Raw genomic sequence first — 17913 nt, 5'->3', positions numbered from 1 at the left:
AGCGAGCTTGCTCGCGAAGAACCAGAGGACAACGCGTTTTATCCCGTAAGCCAGCGTTATCGTTAACGACCATCGCGAGCAAGCTCGCTCCTACAGATGGCCTTTATAGGCGTAAGCTACTAGGACAATAGCCTACGGTGGTTGTTCTGAATCATTCGAAGTAGGACAATTGTCGGCTTCCCGACATCATCAGCGATATTGAATGGCCTTCCTTGCACTCGGTATTAACCACAAGACTGCTTCTGTAGACGTCCGCGAGCGCGTGGCTTTTACTCCCGAGCAGTTGGTTGAGGCCTTGCAGCAGCTCTGCCGGCTCACCGACAGTCGCGAAGCTGCGATCCTTTCGACCTGTAATCGCAGCGAGCTCTATATAGAGCAGGAACATCTTTCAGCGGATGTGGTGCTGCGCTGGCTGGCCGATTACCACCATTTGAGCCTCGATGAGCTGCGCCAAAGCTCATATGTGCACGAAGAGGATGCGGCAGTTCGTCACATGATGCGCGTCGCCTCCGGGCTGGATTCGCTGGTGTTGGGCGAACCGCAGATTCTCGGCCAGATGAAGTCCGCCTACGCCGTGGCCCGCGAGGCCGGCACCATCGGCCCGCTGCTGGGGCGCCTGTTCCAGGCCACCTTCAACTCCGCCAAGCAGGTGCGCACCGACACCGCCATCGGTGAAAACCCGGTGTCCGTGGCGTTTGCCGCCGTCAGCCTGGCCAAACAGATTTTCAGTGACTTGCAGCGCAGCCAGGCCCTGCTGATCGGCGCCGGCGAGACCATCACCCTGGTCGCCCGCCACCTGCACGAACTGGGCGTAAAGCGCATTGTCGTCGCCAACCGTACGCTGGAACGCGCCAGCATCCTGGCCGAGCAGTTCGGTGCCCACGCGGTGTTGCTCTCCGACATCCCGGCCGAGCTGGTGCGCAGCGACATCGTCATCAGCTCTACTGCCAGCCAGTTGCCGATCCTCGGCAAGGGCGCGGTAGAAAGCGCCCTGAAACTGCGCAAGCACAAGCCGATCTTCATGGTGGATATCGCCGTTCCCCGGGATATCGAGCCTGAAGTCGGCGAGTTGGACGACGTTTACCTCTACAGCGTCGACGACCTGCACGAAGTGGTCGCCGAAAACCTCAAGAGTCGCCAGGGCGCTGCCCAGGCTGCCGAGGAAATGGTCAGCACCGGTGCCGACGATTTCATGGTGCGCCTGCGTGAACTGGCGGCAGTGGACGTGCTCAAGGCCTACCGTCAGCAAGGCGAACGCCTGCGGGACGAGGAATTGATCAAGGCCCAGCGTATGCTCGCCAACGGCAGCAGCGCCGAAGACGTGCTGATGCAGTTGGCGCGCGGCCTGACCAACAAGTTGTTGCACGCTCCCAGTGTCCAGTTGAAAAAGCTTACCGCCGAAGGCCGCCTCGATGCGCTGGCCATGGCCCAGGAACTCTTTGCCCTCGGTGAGGGCGCGACAGAAAGCTCTTCGGATAAAAAACCGCAATGAAAGCGTCACTGCTCAATAAACTGGACGTCCTTCAGGACCGTTTCGAAGAACTGACCGCCTTGCTCGGCGATGGCGAGGTCATCTCCGATCAGACCAAGTTCCGCACCTATTCCAAGGAGTACGCGGAAGTTGAGCCGATCGTGGGCACCTATAAACAGTTGCTCAAGGTTCAGGCTGACCTCGAAGGCGCCCAGGCGCTGCTCAAGGACAGCGACCCGGACATGCGCGAAATGGCCGTTGAAGAAGTGCGAGAGGCCAAGGACAAGCTGATCGAACTGGAAGGCGACCTGCAACGCATGCTGTTGCCCAAGGACCCGAACGACGGGCGCAACGTATTCCTTGAAATCCGCGCCGGCACCGGCGGTGACGAAGCGGCGATTTTCTCCGGCGACCTGTTCCGCATGTATTCGCGCTATGCCGAGCGTCGCGGCTGGCGTGTGGAGATTTTGTCCGAGAACGAAGGCGAACACGGCGGCTATAAAGAAGTCATCGCCCGGGTTGAGGGCGAGAATGTCTACGGCAAACTGAAGTTCGAATCCGGCGTGCACCGTGTGCAGCGGGTGCCGGCCACGGAATCCCAGGGCCGTATCCACACCTCGGCGTGCACCGTGGCCGTGTTGCCCGAGCCCGACGAGCAGGAAGCCATCGAGATCAACCCGGCAGACCTGCGGGTCGACACCTACCGCTCATCGGGCGCCGGTGGCCAGCACGTCAACAAGACTGACTCGGCGATCCGTATCACTCACTTGCCTTCGGGCATCGTGGTGGAGTGCCAGGAAGAACGTTCCCAGCACAAGAACCGTGCGCGGGCCATGTCCTGGCTGTCGGCCAAGCTGAATGACCAGCAGACCAGCGCTGCCGCCAATGCGATTGCCAGCGAGCGTAAGTTGCTGGTGGGCTCGGGCGACCGTTCCGAGCGCATTCGTACCTACAACTTTGCCCAGGGCCGGGTCACCGACCATCGCGTCAACCTGACGCTGTACTCCCTGGACGAAATCCTCGCCGGTGGCGTCGATGCGGTAATCGAGCCGTTGTTGGCCGAATACCAGGCCGACCAGCTTGCGGCGATAGGTGAATAAATGACCATTATTGCCAGTTTGTTACGCGCCGCCGACCTGCCGGACTCGCCGACTGCGCGCCTGGACGTGGAATTGTTGCTGGCCGCCGCCTTGGGCAAGTCCCGCAGCTACCTGCACACCTGGCCGGAAAAAATCGTCAGCAGTGAACACGCGCTGACCTTTGCCGACTACCTGCAACGCCGTCGTGCCGGCGAGCCCGTGGCCTACATCCTCGGCCAGCAAGGCTTCTGGAAGCTCGACCTGGAAGTGGCACCGCACACGCTGATCCCGCGTCCGGAAACCGAGATGCTGGTGGAAGCCGCCCTGGAATTGCTGCCTGCCACACCGGCCAAGGTCCTGGACCTGGGCACCGGCAGCGGCGCGATTGCCCTGGCCCTGGCCAGCGAACGCCCGGCCTGGCAAGTCACGGCGGTCGACCGCGTGCTGGAAGCCGTGGCCCTGGCCGAACGCAACCGCCAGCGCCTGCACCTGAACAACGCCACGGTGCTGAACAGCCATTGGTTCAGTGCCCTCGAAGGCCACACTTACAACCTGATCATCAGCAACCCACCTTATATAGCCGACACCGACCCGCACCTGGTGGCCGGTGACGTGCGCTTTGAACCGGCCAGCGCGCTGGTATCCGGGCATGACGGCCTGGACGACCTGCGGCTGATCATCGCCCAGGCACCCGCGCACCTCGACGCCGCAGGTTGGTTGCTGCTGGAACACGGTTACGACCAGGCGCCCGCCGTGCGCGACCTGCTGCTGGGGGAAGGCTTTGAAGAAGTCCACAGCCGCATCGACCTGGGCGGCCACGAACGCATCACGTTGGGACGCCGCCCGTGATGAACGACCAGGAGCTGTTGCGCTATAGCCGGCAGATTCTGTTGCAGCATGTCGACATCGAAGGCCAGTTGCGCCTGAAAAACAGCCGCGCGCTGATCGTCGGCCTGGGTGGCCTCGGTTCGCCGGTGGCGCTGTACCTGGCGGCGGCGGGTGTGGGTGAGCTGCATTTGGCGGATTTCGACACTGTCGACCTGACCAACCTGCAACGCCAGATCATTCACGACACCGACAGCGTCGGCCTGAGCAAGGTCGACTCGGCGATTCGCCGCCTGAGCGCGATCAATCCTCAAATACTGCTGGTTGCCCATCGCAGCGCGCTGGATGAGGATTCCCTCGCGGCCGCCGTGGCGGTGGTCGATGTGGTACTGGATTGCAGCGACAACTTCTCCACCCGCGAAGCGGTCAACGCTGCGTGTGTCGCTGCCGGCAAGCCTTTGGTGAGCGGTGCGGCGATTCGCCTCGAAGGCCAGCTGTCGGTGTTCGACCCTCGTCGCGCCGAAAGCCCCTGCTACCACTGTTTATACGGGCACGGCAGCGACGCCGAACTGACCTGCAGCGAAGCCGGCGTCATCGGCCCGTTGGTGGGCCTGGTCGGCAGCCTGCAGGCCCTGGAAGCCTTGAAGTTACTGGCCGGTTTCGGCGAGCCGTTGGTGGGGCGGCTTTTGTTGATCGACGCCCTGACCACGCGTTTTCGCGAGCTGCGGGTCAAGCGTGACCCCGGTTGCATCGTCTGCGGTAGCCAACATGGTTAAGGATGCGCCGATTGGTGTGTTCGACTCCGGTGTCGGCGGCCTGTCGGTGCTGGACGAAATCCAGCGTCTGCTGCCCCATGAGTCGCTGCTGTACGTGGCGGATGGCGGGAATATCCCCTACGGCGAGAAAACCCCGGCGTTCATCCTCGATCGTTCGCGAAAGGTGGCGACGTTCTTCCGTGAGAAGGGCGCCAAAGCGTTTGTGATTGCCTGCAACACGGCGACCGTTGCGGCGGTTGCCGATTTGCGCCAGGACTATCCCGACTGGCCATTGGTGGGCATGGAACCGGCAGTCAAACCTGCGGCTGCCGCGACCCGCAGTGGCGTCGTCGGCGTGCTGGCGACCACCGGCACCCTGCAAAGCGCCAAGTTCGCCGCCTTGCTCGACCGCTTCGCCACCGATGTGCGGGTGGTCACCCAACCCTGCCCGGGCCTGGTGGAGCTGATCGAAACCGGCGACCTGGACAGCCCGGCCCTGCGCCTGCTGTTGCAAGGCTACGTGGAGCCGCTGATTGCGGCCGGTTGCGACACCATCATCCTCGGCTGCACCCACTACCCGTTCCTCAAGCCCCTGCTCGCCGAGATGCTCCCGCCGACGATCATTTTGATCGACACCGGGGCGGCAGTAGCGCGTCAATTGCAGCGTCTTTTGAGTAATCGCGAACTGCTGGCCACTGGCAATCCGCCGCCTGTACAGTTCTGGACCAGCGGCGATCCGCAGCATCTAAGAAATATCCTACCGACCCTATGGAAATCTCCCGGAGTTGTGAGTAGTTTTGGCGTGTGAAAAAAACGTGAAATAACGCCTTTATCCGCTGAACTTCTGGCTATACGGCAGCTTCTATAGCAAGTTAGCCGGTACAAAATCATACAACTTCGTTCGGAAGGGATGTTTCTCTATGAAGCGCTTGTTCTGTTTGGCTGCGATTGCGGCCGCAATGTTGGGGCACTCTTTTTCCGCACAGGCGGCAGGCCTGGAACTTGGGGTGGGAAGTACGAGCGATTCGACCATGACCTATCGGTTGGGGCTGACCTCGGACTGGGATAAAAGCTGGTGGCAGACCGATACGGGGCGCGTGACCGGGTACTGGAGCGGCGCCTACACCTACTGGGACGGTGACAAGCGCGCCAGTGTCAGCAGCCTGTCGTTCTCGCCCGTGTTTGTGTATGAGTTTGCCGGGGAGAGGGTGAAGCCGTACATCGAGGCCGGCGTGGGTGTGGCCGTGTTCTCCCGCACGCGGGTAGAAGACAACAATATCGGCCAGGCTTTCCAGTTTGAAGACCGGCTGGGCTTTGGCTTGCGCTTTGTCGGTGGCAGTGAAGTGGGCATTCGGGCCACCCATTACTCCAATGCCGGGATCAGCAGCAATAATGATGGTGTAGAGAGTTATTCGCTGCACTACACGCTGCCGTTGTAGTTTTTTAAGCACACTGCAAAACCATTGTGGGAGCGGGCTTGCTCGCGAAAGCGGTATATCAGCCACGAATCAGTTGACTGACACACCGCTTTCGCGAGCAAGCCCGCTCCCACATTTGCTACTCATTGGTTCCGAAATCAGCGATACACCGTCGCAATCCCCTGGCGCTCATCGATGCACTCCGGCGCGCCCATCTCGAATTCCCGGCAGATCAGCGGCCGCTTCTCGTAAATCGTGCACATCATCGTGTCGCGATCCAGCGCCGCGCACCAGCCGTCATCCAGGCGCAGCATGACTTCGCCGCCCCAATCGTCGGTATCGATAAAGCGATCGGGCACGCCGGTGTCGGTGATCAGCATGACTTCCAGCTGGCAGCAGCACGCGGCGCAGGTGGAGCAGGTGACGGCAGGTTCGGCGATTTGGGTATGGGGGATGTTGGTCATAGGCGCGCAGTGTAAGGCAAGCGGCTCATAGGTGTGTGAAAGGCCTGACGGACGTCAATGTGCCAACTGCCTGGCAATCCAATGCAACAACGGAAAAATCATCCCCCAGAGTAACGCCAGGCCGATGACGGTCGGCACGGTGCCATAGCCGAAACTCACCCCGGCCAGTTGGCTGCCCGCGTAATAGGACAACGGCCCGCCCACCGCCCCCAACAAACTCGCACGCCACCAGGGCTGGGCGCTCCAGGCCAGGCAATGGCGCAGCGTGGTCGCCAGCAATGCCCACAACAGGATCAGCCACCATGGTGCCAACGGTCCGGGCAGGCTGAAATGAAACACGCCGAATGCTCGTAGCACGGTGTCGATCACGGTGCCCAACAAGGTGACGGCAAGAATCACCTGGCCTTCCGCTGACCACGAACTTATCCACAGCAGGTGGATTACCAGCACCGCCAACCCCACCAACAGCCACAGACTGTCGCCGCCCAGCACACAGGCAAACCAGCCGCACTGGAACAGCACGGCATTTGCCAGTGGTTTAAGCATCAAAGCGCCCGAGCAGTGGCTGGGTCAGCGCCGCCGGCTTGGCCAGCAGCATCTGCGCGGTGCCGATGGTGCGCTCCATAAAGCCGCCTTCGCAGTAGCACAGGTAAAACTCCCACAGCCGCAGGAAGTATTCGTCGTAGCCCATTTCCGTCAGGCGGCTGTGGGCGCGGCGAAAGTTCTCATGCCACAGGCGCAGGGTTCGCGCGTAGTGCAGGCCGAAGTCCTCCATGTGCAGCAGGTTCATGTCAGTGTCGCGGCTGACGACCTCCAGCATCTTCTGTACACAGGGCAAGGCGCCGCCGGGGAAGATATAGCGCTGGATAAAATCCACGCTGCTCTTGGCTTGTTCGTAGCGTTGCTCGCGAATGGTGATCGCTTGCAGCAACATCAGGCCGTTGCTCTTGAGCAACTGCGCGCACTGTTTGAAATAGGTCGGCAGGAAGCGGTGGCCCACGGCTTCGATCATCTCGATCGACACCAGCTTGTCGTACTGCCCGGTCAGGTCGCGGTAGTCCTCCAGCAGCAACGTCACCTGATTCTGCAAACCCAGGGCCTCGATGCGTTTTTCGGTGTAGGCAAACTGCTCTTTGGACAGGGTCGTGGTGGTGACCTTGCAGCCGTACTGCTGCGCGGCATAAATCGCCATGCTGCCCCAGCCGGTGCCGATTTCCAGCAGGTGGTCGGACGGTTTCAGCGCGAGCTTCTGGCAGATGCGTTCCAGCTTGTTCAACTGCGCCTGTTCCAGGGTGTCGTCAGCGGTGAGGAACTGCGCGGCCGAATACATCATGGTCGGGTCGAGGAACTCCTCGAACAGGTCGTTGCCCAGGTCGTAGTGGGCGGCAATGTTTTTCTGCGAGCCCTTGCGCGTATTGCGGTTGAGCCAGTGCAGGCCCTGGGTGAAGGGCCGCGCCAGTTTGGCCAGCCCACCTTCCAGCGCATCCAGCACGTCGAGGTTGCTGACCATCACTCGTACCACGGCGGTCAGGTCCGGGCTGCTCCAGTAACCATGGATAAATGCCTCGCCGGCGCCGATGGAGCCGTTGGCCGCCACCAGCCCCCACACGGCTGAATCGAGGATCTGGATCTCCCCCAGCAGGTGCGCTTCCCGTGCGCCGAAGACTTGCCGTTCGCCGTCCTCGATCACCACCAACTGGCCGTGGCGCAGTTGGCCGAGCTGGCGCAGCACGGCTTTGCGCAGCAGCGCGGCGGTCATGCCGTTGACGTTCAAGCGGTTGGATTTGACCGATAAGCTAGGGGATTTCATGGCGGCGATCCTTGGTGTAACCGACTGCGGTGCGAGAAGCGCCTTCGGCGGCGTGATGGGAAAAAATCGGCGTGCGTTTAAGCAAGAGGCGCAAGGCCTGCCAATAAATGGCCAGGCAGGTCTTGGCGGTCATCCACGGGAAGCGCCACAGGTAGCGGTGCAGGCTGGCGCGGTTCAGGGCTTCGCGTTGCAGGCTCAAGGTGGCGTCGAAGACTTTCAGTTCGCCCTGCCAGTCGGCCATATGCACGCCGAGCCTGGCGGCGGGCGGGCTGAAGCTCATGCGGTATTCCAGGTCCCGGGGCAAGAACGGCGACACATGAAACGCCTTGGCCACGGCGAAGTGCTGATGCTCACCGGCAGGCAGCGCCTGGGCTGGCAGCACGTAGTGATAGCGCTCGCGCCACGGGGTGTTGGTCACTTCACAAAGGATCGCGGCCAGCGTTCCGTCGGCCTCGAAGCAGTAGAAGAAACTCACCGGGTTAAAGGCCAGGCCCCAACTGCGGGCCTGGGTCAGCAGGCAGATAACGCCCGAGGGGATGCGCCCCAGGGCCTTGCCGACTTCTTGGCGTACGGCATCGGTCAAGCTCATGCCGTGACGGGTAAATTCACGCAGGTAATCCTGCTGGCGAAACGCGAACGGCGCCCAGCGCTCGCCCGCCAATGGCGACAAGCCGAACACTTCGTCCTGTTCGCTGAGGTCCAGGTACAGCAGGCCGATCCGGTAGCGGAAGGCATGGCCCTTTGGCGTAAACCGCCGATGGGCGATCCAGCCACTGTACAGGGCGCTGTTCACAGGATTTCCCCGAACGCCTTGGCCACGCGCAATGCGCTGACCACGCCGTCTTCGTGGAAACCGTTGGCCCAGTAGGCGCCGCAATAATAGGTGTGCTGCGCGCCGTGCAGTTCTTCCCAGCGCGCTTGGGCGGCCACGGCGGCCAGGCTGTATTGCGGGTGGGCGTAGGTGTAGCGGGCGAGGACTTTGAGCGGGTTGATCAGCGCCGTTTGATTGAGGCTCACGCAAAAGGTGGTGGTGCTGTCGATGCCCTGCAGGATGTTCATGTCGTAGGTCACCGCCGCCTGTTTTTGCGCGCGGCCATCCAGGCGGTAATTCCAGCTGGCCCAGGCCAGTTTGCGCTCGGGCAGCAGACGGGTATCGGTGTGCAGGACGACGTCATTGTCGGCGTAGGGCAGGGCGCCAAGGATCTGTTGCTCGGCCAGGCTCGCATCCCCCAGCAACGCCAGGGCCTGGTCGCTGTGGCAGGCGAACACCACCTTGTCGAATGCCTCGCTGCCGGCGGCGCTGTGGATAACTGCGCCGATGGCTGAACGCTCAACCCGGGTGACCGGGCAATTGAGGCGGATATTTTCGCGGAAGGACTGGGTCAGCGGCTCGATATAGCGGCTGGAACCGCCTTCGATCACGCACCACTGCGGCCGGTTGCTCACCGACAACAAGCCATGGTTCTTGAAGAACCGCACGAAGAATTGCAGGGGAAACCCGAGCATGTCGGCCAGGGACATCGACCAGATCGCCGCGCCCATCGGCACGATGTAGTGCTGGATAAATCGCTGGCCGTAGCCGCCCGCTTGCAGGTACTCGCCCAGGGTCATCTCGGCGCTGATGCGTTGCTCTTGCAGGTCCAGGGGCGCCTGGCGGTTGAAGCGCAGGATATCGCGCAACATGCCCCAGAACCCCGGCGACAGAATATTCCGGCGCTGGGCAAACAGGCTGTTGAGGTTGTTGCCGTTGTACTCGAACCCGGCGTTCGGGTCGCACACCGAAAAGCTCATCTCGGTGGGTTTGTACGTCACGCCAATTTGCCCCAGCAGCTTGATGAAGTTGGGATAGGTCCAGTCGTTGAACACGATAAAGCCGGTGTCCACCGCATGGCTTTTGCCTTCCACCGTGACATTCACCGTATGGGTGTGGCCGCCGATGCGGTCGCCCGCTTCGAACAGGGTGATGTCGTGGCGGCGACTGAGCAGGTAGGCGCTGGTCAGCCCGGCAATGCCGCTGCCGATAATGGCGATCTTCACAGGTCGTCCTTTCTCGGCGGCGGGCTGCGCAGCATGCGTTTGCCAATGATCAACTGGACGCGGTTCGGCAGTTTCGACAGTGGCCACAAGGCGGCAATAAACAGGGCAGGGAAGGCAATTTCCAATGGACGGTTTTGCAGCTTGGCGAAGATATGTCGCGCGGCCTTGTCTGCCGGCCAGCTCAGGGGCATCGGGAAATCATTGCGGGCGGTCAGCGGCGTGTCGACAAACCCCGGGCTGACCACGGTGACGTCGATCCCTTCAGGCGACAGGTCGATACGCAGGGACTCGAACAGGTAACGCAGGCCGGCCTTCGACGCACCATAGGCTTCCGCCCTGGGCATCGGCAGGTAGGTCACCGCACTGGCCACACCGACCAGGTGCGGTGTATGACCGGCACGCAACAGCGGCAGCGCGGCCTCGATGCAGTAACTGCTGGCCAGCAGGTTGGTGCGCACCACGTGCTCGATGATCGAGGCGTCGAACTGCCTGGCATCCACGTATTCGCAGGTGCCGGCATTCAGGATCACCGTATCCAGCGAACCCCAGGCCACCGCGATGTGTTCACCGATCTCGCGTACGGTCTGGCTGTTGGTCAGGTCGCCGGCCACCACCAGCACTTGCCCGGGGTATTGCTGGGCAAGCTGTTCCAGGGGCGCCTTGGAGCGGGAACTAAGGGCCACATGGGCACCGCTTTCGAGCAGCGTCTTGGCCAGTTCGGCCCCGATGCCACTGCTGGCACCGGTCAACCAGTAACGACGTGGAAGGTTAAGGCTCATCCCATTCTCCTTTTCAGCCAGCTGACCACACCGCCAAGGACCGGCACGTGTTCATACAGCAACTGTCCAGCGTCAAAATAATCCCGGTGGCGATACACCTTGTCGCGCCACAGCAGGTGCGAGCAGCCTTCCACACGAATCACTTCGCCCTTGGCCAGGCGCGGGTGGCAGAAGCTCATTGTCCAGCGCAGGTAGCCTTCGCCTTCCGCCACTTGATCAAAGCCATGGAAGTCAAAGCGCAACTGGGTAACGTTGTCGTACAGCTCGGCGAAGTAGCGGTGCAACGCCGGCAGCCCGTGCACCTCGTGCAGTGGGTCGGTGAAACTGATGTCCTGGCTGTACAGGCCGTCGAGCAGGTGCAGGTTGTGCTTGTCCACACTGGCGAACACCTGGGCGAAGCAGCGCAGGAAATCACTCATAAGCACCTCCGACCGCCTGGCGTGAAGGCAGGCTGCGGAAAGCGGCGAGGGCGCGCTCGCGGGATTTTTTCAAATCGACGATAGGACGAGGATAGTCGGCCACACCAAACAGGCCGCCCACGGCGTCGGGGTTGTGCACTTCCTTTTTGTTCAGCGCCGACAACTGTGGCATCCAGTGCTTGATAAACACACCTTCGCCGTCGAATTTTTCCGATTGGCTCAAGGGGCTGAAAATCCGGAAGTACGGGGCCGAGTCGGTGCCGGTGGACGAGCTCCACTGCCAGCCACCGTTGTTGGCTGCCAGGTCGCCATCGATCAGGTGACGCATGAAAAAGCGCTCGCCTTCGCGCCAGTCGATCAGCAGGTTTTTGGTCAGGAACATCGCCACCACCATGCGCAGGCGATTGTGCATCCAGCCGGTTTCCAGCAGCTGGCGCATGGCGGCGTCGATGATCGGCAGGCCGGTGCGTGCTTCCTGCCACGCTTTCAAGTCTTCCGGGCTGTTGCGCCAGGCCACGGCTTCGGTCTCTGGACGGAATGCGCGGTGGCGCGAGACCCGTGGGTAGCCCACCAGAATATGTTTGTAGAACTCGCGCCACAGCAGCTCGTTGATCCAGGTAATCGTGCCGATGTCGCCGCTTTCGAATTCACCCTGGTTGCTTTGCAGCGCGGCATGCAGGCACTGGCGCGGTGAAACCACGCCCGCTGCAAGGTAGGCCGAAAGCTGGCTGGTACCGGGCTTGGCCGGGAAGTCGCGTTCGTCCTTGTAGTAGCTGATTTGTGCGTCGGCGAACTGGTCGAGACGGCGCCGGGCTTCGGCTTCGCCGGCAGGCCACAGGGCGCGCAAGGCTTCGCTCGGGGTAGCGAAGCCCTCGACGTGATCCGGAACCTCGTCGCTTTTGAGTGTGAGCGGTGCCTGCGCCTTGGGAGTGGCGACCAAACGCGGCAAGGCGCCATGCAGGCGGCTGTAGCAGACCTTGCGGAACTGGCTGAACACCTGGAAGTAGGTGCCGGTCTTGGTCAGCACGCTGCCGGGCTGGAAAAACAACTGGTCCAGATAGGTGTGGAACGTGATGCCTTGAGCTTCGAGGGCCTTGGCCACGGCGGCGTCGCGGCGCTCTTCGTGGATGCCGTATTCGTCATTGACGTGCACCGACTCCACCGACAGTTCCTGGCACAGGCCTGCCAAAACTTCAGGTGCTTGATCCCAAGTGTCGGCATGGCGGATCAATAACGGAATGTTCAACTCGCTCAGTGCCGAGCTCAAGCGCTGCAGGTTGCGCAGCCAGAAATCGACCTTGCACGGAGCGTCATCGTGGGCCAGCCATTGCCCGGGGCTGATCAGGTAGACGGCCGCTGTCGGGCCACGCTGTGCGGCGGCGGCGAGGGCGGTGTTGTCATGTAGGCGCAGGTCGGTGCGCAGCCAGATCAAGTGCATTTAAATAAGTCCACGCTGGATCAGTACCTGATGGGCCGACAACGGGTCTTCGGCCAGGAGCAATTCAGGAATCTCTTGGGTTAATACGGACAGCTCCGCCTGGTGGATGCATACCGTTGGTCCGGTTATCAGTTTTGGGCAACTGAAGCCGCTCAACAGTTTGCCCAGCACCGAGGTATGGAGTGCCTTGCTCGAATACAGCAGTACCGCGCGGGGTTGCAGATGCTCGACGGCCAGGGCCAGTTCGCCCACCGGCAATGGCCAGTCGAAAACTTCCACCGGGCAATCGGCGCTGCTGGCGAGCCAGGCGGTGAGCCACAGGTGCGGCTCCAGCGGCAGGTCGGAATGGTTGATCAGCAGCAGGGGGGCGCCGTTGAGCTGGCGGTTGTTGTGATACATCCGCGCACCGAATTTGCTGCGCAGCCAGGAATAGAAAAATACCCGTTCCATCTGCGCGCCGAACTGGCCTTGCCAGCGCAGTTCGAGCTCCTTGAGCAACGGCAATAACAGTTGCTCGCACAAGGTGCGCGGCGGGTACAGCGCCATGGCCTGGTTGAAGGCATCATCCACCCGGCGCTCGGCCAGTTCGCTGATGGCCTGCACCAGGTGCTGGCGGCGGTTGTGCCATTCGTTTTCCACCGGCGGTTCGCTGGTGGCTTGCGCGGTGTCGATCAGGCTCTTGACCTGGCTGACCGGCACACCGCGGTTGAGCCAGGTCAGGATGGTATGGATGCGTTGCACGTGCTCGGCACTGAACAGGCGGTGCCCCTTGGGCGTGCGCTGGGGCACGATCAGGCCGTAGCGCCGCTCCCAGGCGCGCAAGGTCACGGCGTTGACGCCGGTCTGGCGCGCCACTTCGCGGATCGGCAGCCAGCCTTGTTCGATGGCCTCGGCGATGTCTTCGCCAGGTTCTTGCAGGGGAAAAGTCATAGGTTAAATCGCATTACGCAGGCTGAGGTTTTCCGGGTGCGGTTGCAGGTAGGCCTGCTGCGCGATATAGCGGTCCGGATGCTGGCGAAAGTGGTGCTTGAGCAGCGTCAGCGGTACCACCAGCGGCACGATGCCCTGGCGGTATTGGCTGATGATGGTCTGCATTTCCTGTTTGTCTTCGGCGCTGATGGCCTGCTTGAGGTAGCCGCTGATGTGTTGCAGCACGTTGGTGTGGGTGCCGCGTGTGGCGCACTGGGTCAGGGCGCTCATCAGTTCGCTGAAGTAACCGGCGGCCAAGGCGCCCAGGTCGACGTCCCTGGGCATGCTGCCCAGCAGGTTGCCGAGGCTTTTGTAATGCACCGGGCTGTGGGCCATCAGCAGGTATTTGTAGCGCGAGTGAAATTCCAGCAGGCGGTGACGGGTCAGGCCTTCGGCGAGCAGTTGCTGCCAGGTGGCGTAGACGAACACCCGGGTCAGGAAGTTTTCCCGCAGGACCGGGTCATTCAGCCGACCGTCTTCTTCCACCGGCAGGTTGGGGTGGCGCGCACAAAACGCCTGGGCGTAGATGCCGCGCCCGCCGCCGTCGATGGGCATGCCGTTGTCCTGATAGACCTTGACCCGCTCCAGGCCGCAGGACGGGGATTTCTGCATGAAGATGTAACCGCAGAGGTCGGTGTGTTCAGCAGCCATTTGCTGGCCGTAATCGTCCAGCGGCTGGGTCACGTTAAGTTCGCGGTTTACGGTGCCAACGGCCTGGGGATTGAGCGGGTCGCCCACCAGGCGAATCGGCTCGCGGGGGATGCCCAGGCCAATGGCGACTTCAGGACACAGCGGCACGAAGTCGAAATAATCGGCCAGGGTCTGGCTACACAGCTGGGATTGTTTATGCCCGCCGTTGAAGCGCACGTTCTCGCCCAACAGGCAGGCGCTGATGGCGATTTTCGGTTTGCCGGTGGCGGGCAGGGTGCTGGACATGGCCAAACCTCGATGAAATTCCTGTACAGAGTTAAATTTCTGTACAACTTAATCTCATCATAGGTTTGAAGCTGTACAAGTCAAATAATTTGTACAGGTATTTGCGGAATGGCTATTTCCAGCCGATTTTCCAGTCTTCGGCGTTTTGCAGGGTTTGCCAGGCCAGGCGCTGCACGCGATGGCTCATCACGGCTTCCAGCTCGATTTCCTGCACATCGCCTTCGTCATCACGCAGCAGTTTGGTCACCAGAAAATGTTTTTCCTTGTACTGCGGGCGGGCTGCTGTCCACTTCGACAGCAGCAACTTGGCGGGATTGATGCGGTTCATCGCAGGTGCTCGATCAACCGCCGCGCCGCCTCCTGGCCGCTGAGCCACGCACCTTCCACGCGGCCTGACAGGCACCAGTCGCCACATACATACAGGCCCAGGTCGGCGTCGGCCAGCACGCCAAATTCATGGCTGGTGGACGGCCGCGCGTACAGCCAGCGGTGGGCGAGGGTGAAGGAAGGCGCCGGCATGGCGCTGTGCAGCAGTTCGGCGAAGGCGCCGTGCAGGTGTTCGATCACGGCTTCCTTGGACAGGTCCAGGTGTTGCTTGCTCCAGGTGCTGGTGGCGTGCAAAACCCAGGTGTCGAGGGTGGTGTCGCGCCCCGGTTTGCTGCGGTTGCGCGCCAGCCAGTCCAGCGGGCTGTCCTGGACGAAGCAGCCTTCCATGGGCGTATCCAGCGGCTTGTCGAAGGCCAGGGCAATGGCCCAGGTCGGGTCCATCTTGACCCCGGCGGCGACACTCGCCAGCTTGGGCGCAGCGGCCAGCAAGGCAGTGGCCTGGGGCGCCGGGGTGGCGATGATCACGTGGCTGAACGGGCCGTGGCTTTCGCCGTCGGCGTCCAGCAGGTTCCAGTGATGTTTACCCTGGAACACTTCGGTGATGCGGCAACCGAACTGCACCGGCAAGTCATCGAGCAGGGCGCGGGTGATCGCACTCATGCGCGGCGTGCCGACCCAGCGGATCTGTTCATCGGGGGAGGGCGTCAGTTGGCCGGACTTGAAGTTGTACAGCTGTGGCTTCCATTGCTCGGCGCAACCATTGGCCTGCCAGCGTTGCACCTCGTTGACGAAGCGCCGGTCGCGGGCGGTGAAGTACTGTGCGCCCATGTCCAGCGAGCCCGCATCGCTGCGCTTGCTGGACATGCGACCGCCACTGCCGCGGCTTTTATCGAAGAGTTGTACAACGTGCCCCGCGTCTTTCAACGCTCGGGCGGCGGAGAGACCGGCGATGCCGGTGCCAATGATCGCGATGGGAACAGTCATGGGAGGCCTCGTTTTACCGTTGGGTACAGACTACGCCGACACCAATAGCTGTACAATATTGTTTTTTGGTATAAGTTTTGGCGTACCTGATCGTTTGGCGTGACCTATGGTTAAACCTGAAGGTTTAACCAGCGTTGCGCCCGATTAAAACATCCCTGTTTATAAAATAGACTAACGGTGGTCGGCGAACGTTACACGAGGAACAACTCATGCACATTTTGCTGACCGGCGGTACCGGTTTGATCGGCCGTCAACTTTGCCAATACTGGCTTGCCCAGGGCCATCGCCTCACGGTCTGGAGCCGCCATCCCGAACAAGTGGCTAAATTGTGCGGCGCCCAGGTGCGTGGCGTCGCCCGCCTGCAGGACATAAACGAGGCGGTGGACGCGGTGGTCAATCTGGCCGGCGCGCCGATTGCCGACCGGCCCTGGACGCATAAACGCAAGGCGCTGTTGTGGAGCAGCCGTATCGGCCTCACCGAAACGCTGCTGGCCTGGCTTGAGGGCCTTGAACACAAACCGGCGGTGTTGATCTCCGGTTCCGCGGTGGGCTGGTACGGCGACGGTGGTGAGCGCGAGCTGACCGAAGACAGCGGCCCGGTGCAGGACGATTTCGGCAGCCAGTTATCCATTGCCTGGGAAGAAACCGCCCAGCGTGCCGAGGCATTGGGCATCCGCGTGGTGCTGGTGCGTACCGGGCTGGTGCTGGCGGCGGAGGGCGGCTTTTTGTCGCGGCTGTTGCTGCCGTTCAAACTGGCGCTGGGCGGGCCTATCGGCAATGGTCGGCAGTGGATGCCATGGGTCCATATAAAGGATCAAATCGCCCTGATTGATTTTCTTCTGCACAAGACCGATGCCAGCGGTCCTTATAATGCCTGCGCGCCACACCCGGTACGCAACCTGGAGTTCGCCAAGACCCTGGGCAAGGTGCTGCACCGCCCGGCGTTCATGCCCATGCCGGCGTTTGCCTTGCGTATCGGCCTGGGCGAGTTGTCCGGTTTGTTGCTGGGTGGCCAGCGGGCTTTGCCGCAGCGGCTGTTGGCGGCCGGTTTCACTTTCCAGTTCACTGAGTTGCATGCGGCCCTGGACGACTTGTCCAGCCGCCTCTAGAGATAGGATGTTGCATGACGGATCACGCGTTGTTACTGGTCAACCTGGGTTCACCGGCGTCCACTTCGGTGGCGGATGTGCGCAGCTACCTCAATCAGTTCCTGATGGACCCTTACGTCATTGACCTGCCATGGCCGGTTCGGCGTTTGCTGGTGTCGCTGATCCTGATCAAGCGCCCGGAGCAATCGGCCCATGCCTACGCCTCGATCTGGTGGGACGAAGGCTCGCCGCTGGTAGTTCTTAGCCGTCGCTTGCAACAACAGATGACTGCACAGTGGACCCAGGGGCCGGTGGAGTTGGCCATGCGCTATGGCGAGCCGTCGATTGAAAGCGTACTGACCCGGCTGGCGTCCCAAGGCATCAAGAAAGTGACCCTGGCGCCGTTGTACCCGCAGTTTGCCGACAGCACCGTGACCACGGTAATCGAAGAGGCCCGGCGCGTGGTGCGGCACAAAAAGTTGGCGATCGAGTTTTCGATTCTGCAGCCGTTCTACGATGAACCGGAGTACCTGGACGCCTTGGCCAACAGCGCCAGAGCCTATGTGGAAGAGGATTTCGATCACCTCCTGCTGAGCTTTCATGGGTTGCCCGAGCGCCACCTGAAAAAGCTCGACCCTACGGGGCAACACTGCTTCAAGGACGCCAACTGCTGCCAGAACGCCTCTCCCGAGGTGCTTGCCACGTGCTATCGCGCGCAGTGTTTCAGCGTTGCGCGGGATTTTGCCGAGCGCCTTGGCTTGCCGGATGGCAAATGGTCGGTGGCGTTCCAGTCGCGGCTGGGCCGGGCCAAGTGGATCGAACCGTACACCGAGGCACGCCTTGAAGCGTTGGCTCAACAGGGCGTGAAGAAGCTACTGGTAATGTGCCCGGCGTTTGTTGCGGACTGCATCGAGACACTGGAGGAAATTGGTGATCGCGGCCTGGAGCAATTCCGCGAGGCGGGGGGCGAGGAGTTGGTGTTGGTGCCGTGCCTGAACGATGACCCGCAGTGGGCGGCGGCGCTCAATACCCTGTGTGAAAGAGCGCCGGTCGCGCTGTAATCAAGCCGAGTGAGGACTAAATGTGGGAGCGGGCTTGCTCGCGAAGACGGCGG

At 61.7% G+C, this 17913-nt stretch carries 20 protein-coding genes; 8 read left to right on the top strand and 12 right to left on the bottom strand.

Annotated elements, in window-relative coordinates:
- Window positions 1-202 precede the first annotated feature (202 nt).
- From hemA to HX814_RS15500, 6 genes are all read left to right on the top strand, one after another.
- Window positions 203-1492 (top strand): glutamyl-tRNA reductase, encoded by a 1290-nt coding sequence (gene hemA, locus HX814_RS15525; protein ID WP_008432265.1) that lies wholly within the window; start codon window positions 203-205, stop codon window positions 1490-1492.
- The gene (prfA, locus tag HX814_RS15520) at window positions 1489-2571 is read left to right on the top strand and encodes a peptide chain release factor 1 (protein WP_003208405.1); all 1083 of its coding nucleotides are present in this window, start codon (window positions 1489-1491) and stop codon (window positions 2569-2571) included. The genes hemA and prfA overlap by 4 nt, the downstream gene beginning before the upstream one ends.
- The gene (prmC, locus tag HX814_RS15515; RefSeq protein ID WP_003208408.1) at window positions 2572-3399 is read left to right on the top strand and encodes a peptide chain release factor N(5)-glutamine methyltransferase; all 828 of its coding nucleotides are present in this window, start codon (window positions 2572-2574) and stop codon (window positions 3397-3399) included.
- Window positions 3396-4151, top strand: coding sequence for a molybdopterin-synthase adenylyltransferase MoeB (locus tag HX814_RS15510; RefSeq protein WP_177009582.1), 756 nt, complete (start codon window positions 3396-3398; stop codon window positions 4149-4151). Before prmC ends, HX814_RS15510 begins: the two co-directional genes overlap by 4 nt.
- Window positions 4144-4938, top strand: coding sequence for a glutamate racemase (gene murI, locus HX814_RS15505; RefSeq protein WP_177009581.1), 795 nt, complete (start codon window positions 4144-4146; stop codon window positions 4936-4938). Before HX814_RS15510 ends, murI begins: the two co-directional genes overlap by 8 nt.
- A gap of 112 nt (window positions 4939-5050) precedes the next feature.
- Window positions 5051-5569 carry an acyloxyacyl hydrolase gene (locus HX814_RS15500; RefSeq protein ID WP_003208415.1) on the top strand — a complete coding sequence of 173 codons (519 nt, stop codon included), beginning with the start codon at window positions 5051-5053 and terminating at the stop codon, window positions 5567-5569.
- Between the two features lie 137 nt (window positions 5570-5706).
- Here HX814_RS15500 and HX814_RS15495 read toward each other — a convergent pair whose 3' ends face one another.
- The 12 genes from HX814_RS15495 to HX814_RS15440 all read right to left on the bottom strand — a co-directional run bounded on the left by HX814_RS15495 (window position 5707) and on the right by HX814_RS15440 (window position 15711).
- Entirely contained in the window at window positions 5707-6012 is a 306-nt protein-coding gene (locus tag HX814_RS15495; protein ID WP_003208416.1) for a YkgJ family cysteine cluster protein, read from the bottom strand.
- Window positions 6013-6066: 54 nt separating this feature from the next.
- A complete protein-coding gene (locus HX814_RS15490) occupies window positions 6067-6558 on the bottom strand; it encodes a DUF2878 domain-containing protein (protein ID WP_177009580.1) in 492 nt (163 codons plus the stop codon).
- The gene (locus HX814_RS15485; protein WP_087693767.1) at window positions 6551-7822 is read right to left on the bottom strand and encodes a cyclopropane-fatty-acyl-phospholipid synthase family protein; all 1272 of its coding nucleotides are present in this window, start codon (window positions 7820-7822) and stop codon (window positions 6551-6553) included. Before HX814_RS15485 ends, HX814_RS15490 begins: the two co-directional genes overlap by 8 nt.
- Window positions 7809-8615, bottom strand: a complete 807-nt coding sequence (locus HX814_RS15480; protein WP_003208422.1) for a DUF1365 domain-containing protein — start codon at window positions 8613-8615, stop codon at window positions 7809-7811. The genes HX814_RS15485 and HX814_RS15480 overlap by 14 nt, the downstream gene beginning before the upstream one ends.
- The gene (locus tag HX814_RS15475; RefSeq protein WP_177009579.1) at window positions 8612-9859 is read right to left on the bottom strand and encodes an FAD-dependent oxidoreductase; all 1248 of its coding nucleotides are present in this window, start codon (window positions 9857-9859) and stop codon (window positions 8612-8614) included. The genes HX814_RS15480 and HX814_RS15475 overlap by 4 nt, the downstream gene beginning before the upstream one ends.
- Complete coding sequence (locus HX814_RS15470; protein ID WP_008432280.1) at window positions 9856-10638, bottom strand: SDR family oxidoreductase; 783 nt, start codon at window positions 10636-10638, stop codon at window positions 9856-9858. The genes HX814_RS15475 and HX814_RS15470 overlap by 4 nt, the downstream gene beginning before the upstream one ends.
- On the bottom strand, window positions 10635-11057 hold the full coding sequence (locus HX814_RS15465; RefSeq protein WP_177009578.1) for a nuclear transport factor 2 family protein: 423 nt from the start codon (window positions 11055-11057) through the stop codon (window positions 10635-10637). Before HX814_RS15465 ends, HX814_RS15470 begins: the two co-directional genes overlap by 4 nt.
- The gene (gene phrB, locus HX814_RS15460) at window positions 11050-12495 is read right to left on the bottom strand and encodes a deoxyribodipyrimidine photo-lyase (RefSeq protein WP_177009577.1); all 1446 of its coding nucleotides are present in this window, start codon (window positions 12493-12495) and stop codon (window positions 11050-11052) included. The genes HX814_RS15465 and phrB overlap by 8 nt, the downstream gene beginning before the upstream one ends.
- A complete protein-coding gene (locus tag HX814_RS15455) occupies window positions 12496-13425 on the bottom strand; it encodes a MerR family transcriptional regulator (RefSeq protein ID WP_008432286.1) in 930 nt (309 codons plus the stop codon).
- Window positions 13426-13428: 3 nt separating this feature from the next.
- A complete protein-coding gene (locus tag HX814_RS15450; protein ID WP_008432288.1) occupies window positions 13429-14400 on the bottom strand; it encodes a DUF523 and DUF1722 domain-containing protein in 972 nt (323 codons plus the stop codon).
- 112 nt (window positions 14401-14512) lie between these two features.
- Entirely contained in the window at window positions 14513-14728 is a 216-nt protein-coding gene (locus HX814_RS15445; protein WP_008432289.1) for a TIGR02450 family Trp-rich protein, read from the bottom strand.
- Window positions 14725-15711: an NAD(P)/FAD-dependent oxidoreductase gene (locus tag HX814_RS15440; protein ID WP_003208434.1), complete on the bottom strand. Its 987-nt coding sequence runs from the start codon at window positions 15709-15711 to the stop codon at window positions 14725-14727. The genes HX814_RS15445 and HX814_RS15440 overlap by 4 nt, the downstream gene beginning before the upstream one ends.
- Before the next feature lie 209 nt (window positions 15712-15920).
- On the opposite strand from HX814_RS15440, the gene HX814_RS15435 reads away from it, so the two are divergent.
- Window positions 15921-16820 carry a TIGR01777 family oxidoreductase gene (locus tag HX814_RS15435; protein ID WP_003208436.1) on the top strand — a complete coding sequence of 300 codons (900 nt, stop codon included), beginning with the start codon at window positions 15921-15923 and terminating at the stop codon, window positions 16818-16820.
- Between the two features lie 14 nt (window positions 16821-16834).
- The gene (gene hemH / locus HX814_RS15430) at window positions 16835-17860 is read left to right on the top strand and encodes a ferrochelatase (protein ID WP_003208438.1); all 1026 of its coding nucleotides are present in this window, start codon (window positions 16835-16837) and stop codon (window positions 17858-17860) included.
- Window positions 17861-17913 lie beyond the last annotated feature (53 nt).

It is taken from the genome of Pseudomonas sp. C8002, from assembly GCF_013385765.1.
Lineage (GTDB): Bacteria > Pseudomonadota > Gammaproteobacteria > Pseudomonadales > Pseudomonadaceae > Aquipseudomonas.
This window is presented reverse-complemented; position numbering and strand designations above follow the sequence as displayed.